Source organism: Mesorhizobium sp. M4B.F.Ca.ET.203.01.1.1, assembly GCF_004791025.1.
Classification (GTDB): domain Bacteria; phylum Pseudomonadota; class Alphaproteobacteria; order Rhizobiales; family Rhizobiaceae; genus Mesorhizobium; species Mesorhizobium abyssinicae.
In genome coordinates, this window is the sequence record NZ_SRUO01000008.1 from 56,492 (window position 1) to 66,932 (window position 10,441).

11 protein-coding genes are annotated in these 10,441 nt (G+C 62.6%); 3 read left to right on the forward strand and 8 right to left on the reverse strand.

Translation table 11 applies throughout. From position 1 onward, the window contains the following. Positions 1 to 18: 18 nt before the first annotated feature. From EN846_RS18675 to EN846_RS18705, 6 genes are all read right to left on the reverse strand, one after another. Positions 19 to 1,359 (reverse strand): AAA family ATPase, encoded by a 1,341-nt coding sequence (locus tag EN846_RS18675; RefSeq protein WP_127392577.1) that lies wholly within the window; start codon positions 1,357 to 1,359, stop codon positions 19 to 21. Further along, a complete protein-coding gene (locus EN846_RS18680) occupies positions 1,340 to 1,639 on the reverse strand; it encodes a hypothetical protein (protein WP_127392576.1) in 300 nt (99 codons plus the stop codon). Before EN846_RS18680 ends, EN846_RS18675 begins: the two co-directional genes overlap by 20 nt. 19 nt (positions 1,640 to 1,658) lie before the next feature. Beyond that, entirely contained in the window at positions 1,659 to 1,853 is a 195-nt protein-coding gene (locus tag EN846_RS18685; protein ID WP_127392575.1) for an AlpA family phage regulatory protein, read from the reverse strand. A 228-nt stretch (positions 1,854 to 2,081) separates the two neighbouring features. Further along, a complete protein-coding gene (locus EN846_RS18690) occupies positions 2,082 to 3,221 on the reverse strand; it encodes a site-specific integrase (protein WP_189523708.1) in 1,140 nt (379 codons plus the stop codon). Positions 3,222 to 3,743: 522 nt separating this feature from the next. Continuing rightward, positions 3,744 to 5,117 (reverse strand): PleD family two-component system response regulator, encoded by a 1,374-nt coding sequence (locus EN846_RS18700; RefSeq protein ID WP_127393643.1) that lies wholly within the window; start codon positions 5,115 to 5,117, stop codon positions 3,744 to 3,746. A 27-nt stretch (positions 5,118 to 5,144) separates the two neighbouring features. Next, positions 5,145 to 5,516, reverse strand: coding sequence for a response regulator (locus EN846_RS18705; RefSeq protein ID WP_127283351.1), 372 nt, complete (start codon positions 5,514 to 5,516; stop codon positions 5,145 to 5,147). Positions 5,517 to 5,739: 223 nt separating this feature from the next. Here EN846_RS18705 and EN846_RS18710 point away from each other — a divergent pair, with 223 nt between their 5' ends. Together EN846_RS18710 and EN846_RS18715 are read left to right on the forward strand one after the other, a co-directional pair. Further along, positions 5,740 to 6,039, forward strand: a complete 300-nt coding sequence (locus EN846_RS18710) for a DUF3572 domain-containing protein (RefSeq protein WP_127283334.1) — start codon at positions 5,740 to 5,742, stop codon at positions 6,037 to 6,039. Further along, a complete protein-coding gene (locus tag EN846_RS18715) occupies positions 6,036 to 6,689 on the forward strand; it encodes a hypothetical protein (RefSeq protein WP_127393644.1) in 654 nt (217 codons plus the stop codon). Before EN846_RS18710 ends, EN846_RS18715 begins: the two co-directional genes overlap by 4 nt. 146 nt (positions 6,690 to 6,835) lie before the next feature. Here the strand turns inward: EN846_RS18715 and EN846_RS18720 are convergent, their stop codons facing one another. Together EN846_RS18720 and EN846_RS18725 are read right to left on the reverse strand one after the other, a co-directional pair. Further along, positions 6,836 to 8,377, reverse strand: coding sequence for a hypothetical protein (locus tag EN846_RS18720; RefSeq protein WP_128346567.1), 1,542 nt, complete (start codon positions 8,375 to 8,377; stop codon positions 6,836 to 6,838). Positions 8,378 to 8,471: 94 nt separating this feature from the next. After that, complete coding sequence (locus tag EN846_RS18725) at positions 8,472 to 9,047, reverse strand: GNAT family N-acetyltransferase (RefSeq protein WP_127391874.1); 576 nt, start codon at positions 9,045 to 9,047, stop codon at positions 8,472 to 8,474. Between the two features lie 65 nt (positions 9,048 to 9,112). On the opposite strand from EN846_RS18725, the gene EN846_RS18730 reads away from it, so the two are divergent. Beyond that, a complete protein-coding gene (locus EN846_RS18730) occupies positions 9,113 to 10,441 on the forward strand; it encodes a DNA polymerase IV (protein ID WP_127391873.1) in 1,329 nt (442 codons plus the stop codon).

The following is a 10,441-nucleotide window of genomic DNA, read 5'->3' on the forward strand; positions in this document are numbered from 1 at the left end:
GGAGCGTTTCGGACGATTTTAGTCGTCATCGCGGGCCCCGCTTCTCGCCACCATGGCAGCAATATTGCTGCTCACGTGACGCCGCTGGCGCACCTCGGTTGCGGCCACTTGGCCTGCCGCGGTTAGCGTCCATTTCTTGCGGGGCTCGTCATATGTGACGAGCTTCTTCTTGAGCTTTTCGGCGGCATAGGAAACGCGCCGCTTATCCGTTACGCCTTCCTTGTCCTGCCAGCCCAAGGCACCAGCCATGTCGGTGAGCGACTGCTTCCCGTCGCGCTCTATTTGCAGAAGCACCTCGTCCTCATCTTTGCGTGCGGTATCGGCAGCCTGGCGAGCGCCGCGGCTCGTCAATGCGTGAGCCATGACGGTCGGTATCGGCTTGCCTTTGCTGTCCACCAGAGCAGGCGCGGTGACGGTCCTCACTTCAAAGTGCACCGGTTCGAAGTCCGGTCCGCGATGTTTGCCTTGCCAGTGCATCCGCGCACCCCCGTCTACCTTCGCCAGCGTCAGGTTGCCGTCGATTTCGTTGAGGAAACTGCCGCCGCCTTTCGGCAAAAGGTTTTCCGCGCTGGCGTTTTTGACAGGATGGGCGGCGACGAAGACGCAGGGCTTGCCGGGTAACTCGGTCAGCTTGCGCATGTCTCGAGCGTGGTTGCCCATCTCGACGTTGCTGTTCTCATCGGATCCTTGAAAGTAGGCCGCACTGGTGTCGACAATGACGAGGTCGACGCCACCCAATGCCTCGGCCGCTTCCTCGATTTTCGATATCGAGTCCGGAATACTGTACGTGCCGGCGATGAAGTGGACGTCGATGTCGGTTGGGTCGAACTGCAGTTCGTGCGCCATAGCCAGCCAACGCATGCGCACATCGACCGGATTCTCGCCCGCACTGTAGATAACCCGGCCCTTCCGCACCTCACGATCGCCCAGCCGTTTGCCGAGCGCTGTGCAGTACGTAAGGCAGAGCAGAACGGCCGTCTTGCCGGCGCCTGTCATGCCGGTGAGCGAGTAGATGAACGCAGCCTGCGCTACGCCGTCAATGTGGTAGTCGGGCGGTGTGAAGTCAGCGACGAACTCGCCGCTCGAGACAACGCCAGGAAATGGCGCCGCTTCGTGCTTGGCGCTCTTCTTGTTGTCGTTGGCGGGTGCGGGCTTCGGCCGCGACCTGCCGCCCAACGGGATATCGACCTTTCTTATTCCAGTATGGGTGAACCGGACGGACTGCACTGCTCCGGTGCCGATCGTTGAACCGACAACGAGCCAATCGCCGTCAGATTGTTCGAAGGTCGTCCCGCCCCACTCTTGCTGGTATGCCTCCGCGCGCTCGCGGCGCGTGTCTTCAGGCTGCGATGCGGTCATGCGCGGTCTTCTCTCCAAGGGCTGCCAAGGCGGCGCGTCTAATGTCGTCGGCGAGATCAGGGTGAAAAGTTGCTGTGTTGGTGCCAAACGCAGAAGCGGCGTAGGCCCGAACGCCTCGAGGTCCGTCGACAAGCTTCAGATTGAACAGCCGGCACGTCGGCGTCAGCTGCAAATCAAAGCGTGCAAGTGTGCTGCCCGAACCTGGCGGCTCCGGCCTGATATCCAGAATATTCAAGAGGGTTTGTTCCCGTTGTGGGTCGTGGTTGCGGGCGCCGTTCATCGGCTGCTCTTTTGTTGGTTTAGGCTGCGCGGGCAGCGATACGGTCGCGAATAAAGCCAAGCACCTCGCTTTTGACGAAGGCGATGCGGCGCTCGCCCATTGGCACTGCGGCCGGAAAGCGTCCTTGGTCTCTTAGCCGATTGAGAAACGTGCGTGAGAGGCTGGTCATGCGGGCAGCCTCGTTTAGCGAAACGAGTTCGAGATTGTCGTTCATAAGATTCCTCTTTAGCGCCCGAGCGGAATCGAGCGCGCGCAAAACGTATGGGATTTGTGGAAGAGGATTGACCGGCGCTTTGCACCGCCCTCGTTTCGTGAGGGCCTACGACGGCGATGCCGCTGCTCAGTGGCTATCCAAGATAACCATGGCGGCACTTATAAGCGTTTTCGCCTTGCGTGTCAAGAAAAAACGAGTCTCGCAAAAAGAAAGAATGTCAAGCAGTTTTTATTGTCGCGTCAACTTGCCGCAATAATTGGCCCAATCCGCCATTAGCGCGCGCCGCTTCTCTAGCGCATCGCCGCGGCGATAAGCTCGCTCGACGTCGTTGCCGACCAAGTGCTCAAGCGCCCATTCCGCAATCTCGCGCGGATAGTTCGTCTCCTCCCCGGCCCAGTCGCGGAACGTGCTGCGAAAGCCGTGAACAGTCACGCCAGGGCGCTTTTCAGCCATCACCTCGCGCATGCGGCTGTTGCCTATCGGCCGGCCCTCGCGCGCACCCTTAAACACAAATCCTGTTCCCGCCTCTCCAAGGACGGCAATCGCCGCGTCGGATAGCGGGACAATGTGCGGCTTGACCTTGGTTTTTGTGCGTGGCGTCGGGATGGTCCATGTCTTCGTCGCCAAATCAATCTCGTCCCAATGCGCCTCAATCGCCGAAGCAGAGCGGCACGCCGTCAATACGGTGAACCGAAGGCACCTCTCCTCCGGCGTGCCTCCAAGGACGCTTAGGAATTTTGCCACCTCGGCATACGGCAGCGCCTCATGGTTGGCATCGGTGGTGCGCTTGGCAGCCGACAGAATGTGCTCAAGGTGTCCGCTCCAGCGTGCCGGGTTGTCGCCCGTACGGAGCTTCTTGGCTATGGCGAAGTCCAGCACCGACTCGATCTTGCCGCGCACGCGTTGGCCCGTGGCCGGTGTTTTCTTCCAAATCGGTAAGAGGGTGGATTCGATTATCTCAGTACCGACAATGTCCACGGCAAGGTTGCCGAGCTTGGATGCATGCTCAAGCAAGTGAACCCGCCACTCTTGTTCAGTTTTCGGCGTCCATTCCTTGCGCTTGGCTTCAATCAGTTGTTCCGCGACTTTGGCGAATGTTGGCGTTGTTTTGGCAGCCTGACGGGCAGCGAAGGGGTCTCGGTCATTGGCTAGCATGTCCCGCATGTCGTCTGCCTTACGGCGCGCTATAGCGAGCGTAACGGGCGCCGTGCCAGCGAGCCCGCCCAGCCCGATTTCGCGCCGAATCCCTTTGCGGCGATAAATGAAAAACCATGACTTGCTACCGCCAGGATGGACGCGGATATATAGTCCCGCTCCATCGGCATAGACGCCTGGCTTGCTAAGTCCCTTGATTTTTGCGTCGGTCAACTTGTTCCTTACCATACTATCCACCATAACCTTTCTGGTGGCTACTATGGTTACAGGTGACGCCAATGTCAACGAAACGCGTTAGTTTGCAAGGGTTTCCACCACTTTCGCTTTGAAAGACAAAGGCAATTATCCGCCCTTTGGGCGGCGTTTTTGTTTTTGGCCGGCGATTCGGCCTGACCCGATAGCAGAAGCTTCCGCCGATTGGCGCGAAGTCCTGACGTTCATTTTTTTGGAAAAAGGGGGCCGGTCGGCGTTTGGCAGCGGTACGAGGAGGCCACTATGTGCCAGCGCCGGCCGGCCGACCCCACGGACCCAGGAGATGCGGCGGACCTGAGCATCATGGGGTATTTAACGGAACGATCCGGCGGTCTACCCTCGTGCCGGCCTCGTTTTGTCTATGCTGTACATTTGCGCAAGAGCTTATGAAAATCAACAGTTTCTTAACCAAGCCACCCGAATCGCTTGGATTAAGGTAAATTGCTAACCCTGTCGGATTGACCGGTTAATTGGCGCCCAAGCCTACGCCGCCTTGGCGACCACGCGGTTGCGCCCGCCGCTCTTGGCCTCGTAGAGAGCGAGATCGGCGCGCTTCATCAGGGCGGCCACCGTATCGGCCCCCTTGAGCAGCGACGACACGCCGACGCTGACGGTGACCTCGATCGCCTTGCCCTCATGGCCCATCGCAAACGGCAACTGGGCGATTTCGGCGCGGATGCGTTCCGCGACCTTTTCCGCCACCGCGCCCTCCGTGTCGGGCATCACCACCACGAACTCCTCGCCGCCGAAACGGCAGGCGAGATCGATGCCGCGCACGTTCTTGCGCAACCGCCGCGCGAACTCGCGCAGCACGTCGTCGCCGCCGTCATGGCCATGCGCATCGTTGATGGATTTGAAGCGGTCGAGGTCGGTGATCATCACCGACAGCGGACGCCGCCGCGCCACCGCGCGGTCGAACAGCGTCTGCAGATGGCTGTCGAGGTAGCGGCGGTTGTGCAGCCCGGTCAGCCCGTCGGTCACCGCCATCTCGATGGTCTGGGTGACGCTGGCGCGCAGCTGGTCGTTGTAGCGCTTGCGGCGCACCTGGGTGCGCAGCCTCGCGGTCAGTTCCTGCTGGTCGACCGGCCGCGTCAGATAGTCGTTGATGCCGAGTTCGAGACCGCGGATGATGCGCCCCTCCTCGCCTGCGTCCGCCAAAAGGATGATCGGCAGGAAGCGGGTGCGGTCGAGCGACCGCAGTTGCGAACACAGTCGCAGCGGATCGAAGTCGGCGAAAGCGGTCGAGATCAGCACGCACTCGTAGGCGGTCTCGGCAGCCTGGAAGAAACTGGCATTGGGATCGGTGGCGACGTCGAGCTCGGCGCTGCTTCGCAGCATCTTCTTGATGCGCTCGAAGGACGATTTGCGCTCGTCGATCAGCAGCACCTTCGGCTTCGCATCCTCGGCGGCGAAGTTGCGGCTCAACAGCTCCTCGATGCCGATGTTGCGCGTGGTCGAGGCGCGCAGCCGCAATTCGTCGGTCAGCGACTTCAGCCGGACAAGGCTCTTGACGCGCGTCATCAGCTGCAGGTCGTTGACCGGCTTGGTCAGGAAATCGTCGGCGCCGGCCTCCAGGCCGCGCACCCGGTCGGAGACCTGATCGAGCGCGGTGATCATGACGACCGGGATATGCGATGTCGCCGGGTCGCTCTTCAGCCGCCGGCAGACCTCGAAGCCGTCCATGTCGGGCATCATCACGTCGAGCAGCACGACATCGACCTTGCCGTTCTCGCAGGTCTCGATGGCGTCCGGTCCGTTGGAGGCGGTCAGCACCTCGAAATACTCGGCCAGCAGCCTGACCTCGAGCAGCCTGACATTGGCAGGGATGTCGTCGACGACGAGGATCCGCGCGGTCATCTCACAAGGCTCCGGTCTGGCTGGGCATCAGGCATCGCCCAGATAGGATTTGATGGTTTCGATGAAACGCGGCACCGAGATCGGCTTCGAGATATAGGCCTCGCAGCCACCCTGGCGAATGCGCTCCTCGTCGCCCTTCATGGCGAATGCGGTCACCGCGATGACCGGAATCGAATGGAGGTCGTCATCCTCCTTCAGCCACTTGGTCACCTCCAGCCCGGACACTTCGGGCAGTTGGATGTCCATCAGGATCAGGTCCGGCCGGTGCTTGCGCGCCAGGTCCAGCGCCTCGAGGCCGTTGCGCGTGCGAACCGTGTCGTAGCCGCTGGCTTCGATGAGGTCGCGAAAGAGCTTCATGTTGAGCTCGTTGTCCTCGACGATCATGACCTTCTTAGGCATCGATTTCCCGTCCCGACGGTCCTCGACGCCGAAGACCACCGTCATGCGTCCTTGCCGGATCGCACCCAACCCTCATCCACGCTACGCCAATATGATTGACGAAACGCAAACCGGTGGCCCCAAAAAACTGGCCGGATCCCGTCTCGGGGAGGGCAATGGCTTGCCGCAAGTCGCGCTTGCCGTTACTGCGGAGAGACTCAAATTCCACGCACAAAAGGTAGTCATGACAAACGCGGCGTCAATGCGCGAGGAAGCGGAAGCCCTTGCCATCAGGGCTCTCGGCTTCGTCGCCGCCGATCCTGAGCTCCTGCCGCGCTTCCTGGCGATCACCGGCATCGAGGCGCACTCGATCCGGCGGGCGGCGGGCGAGCCAGGCTTTTTGGCCGGCGTGCTGCAGTTCATCCTCGCCCATGAGCCGACGCTGCTGCGCTTCGCCGAGGAGACCGGCACGCCGCCGGACGCCGTCGGCAAGGCCTTGCGGGCGCTGCCGCTCGGCAACGACGATCACGAGCGCTCGGTATGAGCGACGATCCCGAGACGGCGCGGCAGATCGAAGAGCTTGCCGCGGACGACCGGCCGCTTCTGGTGCTCGACGTCGACGACGTCGTGCTGGAGTTCATCCGGCCGTTCCCGCATTTTCTGCAATCGCGCGGCTTCGCCCTGACGCTGGCCTCCTTCCGCCTCACCGGCAACATTGCCGAGACGGCAAGCGGCCGGTTGATCGAGCAGGCTGAGGTGACGGCGCTTCTCGGCGAGTTCTTCGACGCCCAGGCCGAATGGCAAAGCGTCACCGATGGTGCGGCGCAAGCGCTGTCGACATTCGGCGGCCGTGCCGAGATCGTGCTTTTGACGGCCATGCCGCACAAGCACCGCGCGGCGCGCCGCGCCCACCTCGACGCGCTTGGGCTGAACTATCCGCTGCTGACGACGGAGATGGCGAAAGGACCGGCCGTCGCCAAACTGCGCGGCGCCAACGGTCGGCCGGTCGCCTTCGTCGACGACCAGCCGTACAACCTTCTGTCGGTGCGCCACTCGGTGGCAGACGCGCATCTCTTCCACCTGATGGCAGACAACTCGCTGCGCGCCTTCCTGCCGCCAACGCCCGAAGGCATCGTCTCGGTCGAGGATTGGCACGAGGCGGCGCCGAAGATCGTCAGCGCGCTCGGGCTCTAGAGCAAGTTCGTGGAAAAGTGTGTAACGGTTTTCCGTCCGGAATTGCGTAGAAACAAATAGTTAGAGCGGTTCAGCGATTCCATGAAACGCTGAACCGCTCTAGAACCCGGGGGCGGAAAACCGCTCCGCCCTTTCCCGAAAATGCGTCAGGGCTGCAGCTTCGCGCCCGCCCCGCTATTGCCCTCGCCGGGAACGACATCCTGATCGGTGCCGTCATCCTGATCGGTGCTATCGTCCTCAACGGCATCCGCCGGCTTCAGCATGGCACCATTGACCGTCACCGAACCATCGGGCTTGGCGTTGATCGCCCATTCGATGCGTCCGTCAGGCAGCATCTTGCCGAACCCTTTGACCGCAAGCACCATCGGAAAATACTGCGCGGCTTCCGGGTCGGTCTTGGCCGCGGTCTGCAAGGCTTCGACGATCTTGTCGTAGCCTGCGATATCGACCGTCACGCTCGCATCGGGCTTCTCGCCGGGGAAGGTCATCTCGCCTTCCAGCGCGATCTCGATGTCCTTGTTCTTCAGCGTGCTGTGGCCGATGACGGCCTTGGGCGTCTTGGCCAGGAAATCGGCGGAGATCTGGTCGCCAAAATCTTCCGGCAGCGGCGGATTCTTATTGAGATCAAGCGTTTCGATCGCCTTCTTCGCCATGCTGTCGAGATCGATGTTGGCGCCGCCGAAGTTCAGGTCGATGTCGGTGGGCAGCAACGCCACGCTCCAGCCGGGCAGCATCTGCTGCGGAATCTTCAGGCCAGAGGCCTTGATCGCGTAGTTGATCTTGCCGCTCTGGGAGACGCCGTCCATTCCGAAGGCCGTGCTCAATTGCGTCGCCCCGAACGTACCGATCGGGCTTTCGACCGCGAAATCCTTGAACCCATAGGTTCCATCGAGCCTTTCCCATACCGGCAGCGCGGCAAGCAGCAGCGACTTGAGCTGCGCCTGGTTCGCCTTCAGCGCCGCTTCGTCCTCATTGGCCACGGCAAAGGCCAGCAGGTCGAGCAGCGGCTTGCTTCGCACGCCCTTGCCGTTCGCGGTCACCGACAGCTCCGGCGACTTTATCGTCACCGGAAATTTCATTCCGCTCTCGGGATCGTCGAAATTGACCGCCTCTGTAAAGCTCGACATCTTCTGCGTCATCGTGACGTCAACGCCGCCATTGGCGGCCTTGGTCGCGGCGAAGTTCGCCGTGCCGGCGCCGAAGCTGGCGTCAACATGCTGTTTGGCGTCCTTGGACGTCATCGTCATGCTGGCTATGGTGCTGACGCCGCTGGTGAAGGCTGCGAGCGCGGGGTCATAGACGCCGCTGCCCTTGCCGTCCTTCACGGTGAACTGGGTGCTTTGCAGCCCTTCCGGCCCGTTGAACTCGAAGGACGCGCTCTGCGAGAAATCCATCGAGACGTCCCAGGATCCATCGCTGCGCGGCTTCACCTTCAAGGCATAAGGCGCGACGTCGAACTTCAGCAGCTTCTGGTCCGGCAGGGCCTCGACCAGCGCCTTGAAATCAATGGCGATCCGGTAGGCGTCGCCTTCGACGGAGACCTTCAGCACGCCGGTGTCGAGCGCCTTCTTGCCGACGTAGCGGGACAGGTCCTCGGAAAGCTGCTTGGCGCCTTGGCTATCGACCGTCTGGGCGAAAGCCGGCGCGCCGAGCGCGAGAAGGAAAACTAGGGGCAGGACACGCTTCACGTCGATTCTCCGTTTGGGCTCGGAAGACAAAATCGCTTCGCGCTGCTGGTAGGCAAATACCATCACAGCCGCAAGACAAAGGCTAGTCGCCTTCCTAAAGCACCAGCCGCATCAGCGGCCGGCCGGGCTTGCGCTCGACAAGCCGCTCGAAGCCCGCCTTCTCGAACACCCGTGACGAGCCGACGAACAGGCCGATCGAACGCGAATCGCGCGACAGGTCGATCGGGCAGGCCTCGACCAGCCGCGCGCCGTTCCGGCGGGCAAAGTCGATGCCGCCTTCGACGAGGCGATGGCTGATGCCCCTGCCCCGCGCCTTGACGCGGATGAAGAAGCACGAGATCGCCCAGACTCCCGCGTCGGCGGCATCGGCCAGATCGACCGGCGCCGACCCCCTGCCCTGGTTGTTCCATTCGGGCACGTCGGCGCGCGGCCCGATCTGCATCCAGCCGACCGCCTTGCCATCCTCGAAAGCCAGTAACCCCGGCGGCGGCCCGGCTTCGATGCGCGCCTTGATATGGTCCTTGTTGCGCTGCTTGTCGTTGGCCCGTCGTACCGCCGGCGCCAAACGGAAATGCGTGCACCAGCAGCCGTAACAGGCGCCCTGCTTGCCGAAAAGATCCTCGAAATCCGCCCAGAGCTCGGGCGCCAGCGGCGCGATGGTCGTGCTCATGCGTTCTCCCCAGGCCAACCTTGTTGCTTGCCCTGCGCTGTCGTACCATTGCGTTTGTTCTCTTTATGTTCGCAGCAATGGCGGCTCCTGTCAACAATCCCGAACACGGTTTTTGCCGTGACTGCCTGGCCTTGCAGCGCGGCGATGCACGTCGCTGCGAGCGCTGCGGCAGCCCCAGGCTTGCTCGCCATGCCGAACTCTACCGGCTGCATCTTGCCCATATCGACTGCGACGCCTTCTACGCCGCCATCGAAAAGCGCGACAATCCCGCGCTGAAGGACCGCCCAGTGATCGTCGGCGGCGGCCGGCGCGGCGTCGTCTCCACCGCTTGCTACATCGCCCGCATCCACGGCGTGCGCTCGGCGATGCCGATGTTCAAGGCGCTGGAAGCCTGTCCTGAGGCGGTGGTCATTCCTCCCGACATGGAGAAATATGTCCGGGTCGGGCGTGAAGTCCGCGCGTTGATGCAGGCATTGACGCCGCTGGTCGAGCCGCTCTCCATCGACGAGGCCTTCCTCGATCTTGCCGGCACCGAGCGCCTGCACGGCATGCCCCCTGCCCTCGTCCTGGCGCGTTTCGCGCTGTCCGTGGAAAAGGAGCTCGGCATCACCGTCTCGGCCGGTCTTTCCTACTGCAAGTTCCTCGCCAAGGTGGCGTCCGACTTCCGCAAGCCGCGCGGCCTTTCGGTGATCGGCGAGGCCGAGGCGATGGACTTCCTGGCCGAACAGCCGGTGACGATGATCTGGGGCGTCGGCAAGGCCTTCGCCGCCACGCTGGGACGCGACGGCATCCGCAGCATCGGCCAGCTTCAACGCATGGAGCGGGCCGAGCTGATGCGCCGCTATGGCGTGATGGGCGACCGGCTTTACCGGCTCTCGCGCGGCGAGGACGACCGCCGGGTCGACCCGGATGGCGACGCCAAGAGCGTGTCGGCCGAGACCACCTTCGACACCGACATCGGCGCCATGGCCGAACTGGTGCCGGTGCTGCGGGCGCTGTCGGAAAAGGTCTCGGCGCGGCTGAAGAAATCGGGCATTGCCGGGCGCACCGTGGTGCTGAAGCTGAAGACACAGGACTTCAAGCTCCGCACGCGCAACCGCCAGCTTGCCGATCCCACGCGTCTGGCCGACCGGATTTTCCAGACCGGCCTCGACCTCTTGCGCCGGGAAGCCGACGGGACAAAATACCGGCTGCTCGGCATCGGCGTCAGCGATCTGTCCGATGACGGGAAGGCCGACCCGCCCGACCTGGTCGACATCCAGTCGCGCAAGCGCGCGCTGGCCGAGGGCGCCATCGATTCATTGCGCGACAAGTTCGGCAAGAAGGCCGTGGAAACCGGCTATACGTTCGGCAGGGGCCGCGGCGCCAATCCGCCGGAGCCGATCGAGGAGTGA

Excerpts from the sequence above, each read along its gene's own strand:
- EN846_RS18680 (WP_127392576.1), bottom strand. The coding sequence starts at position 1,639 with ATGAACGGCGCCCGCAACCACGACCCACAACGGGAACAAACCCTCTTG.
- EN846_RS18685 (WP_127392575.1), bottom strand. The coding sequence starts at position 1,853 with ATGAACGACAATCTCGAACTCGTTTCGCTAAACGAGGCTGCCCGCATG.
- EN846_RS18725 (WP_127391874.1), bottom strand. The coding sequence starts at position 9,047 with ATGAGCACGACCATCGCGCCGCTGGCGCCCGAGCTCTGGGCGGATTTC.
- EN846_RS18710 (WP_127283334.1), top strand. The coding sequence starts at position 5,740 with ATGACAAACGCGGCGTCAATGCGCGAGGAAGCGGAAGCCCTTGCCATC.
- EN846_RS18700 (WP_127393643.1), bottom strand. The coding sequence starts at position 5,117 with ATGACCGCGCGGATCCTCGTCGTCGACGACATCCCTGCCAATGTCAGG.
- EN846_RS18675 (WP_127392577.1), bottom strand. The coding sequence starts at position 1,359 with ATGACCGCATCGCAGCCTGAAGACACGCGCCGCGAGCGCGCGGAGGCA.
- EN846_RS18715 (WP_127393644.1), top strand. The coding sequence starts at position 6,036 with ATGAGCGACGATCCCGAGACGGCGCGGCAGATCGAAGAGCTTGCCGCG.
- EN846_RS18705 (WP_127283351.1), bottom strand. The coding sequence starts at position 5,516 with ATGCCTAAGAAGGTCATGATCGTCGAGGACAACGAGCTCAACATGAAG.
- EN846_RS18730 (WP_127391873.1), top strand. The coding sequence starts at position 9,113 with ATGTTCGCAGCAATGGCGGCTCCTGTCAACAATCCCGAACACGGTTTT.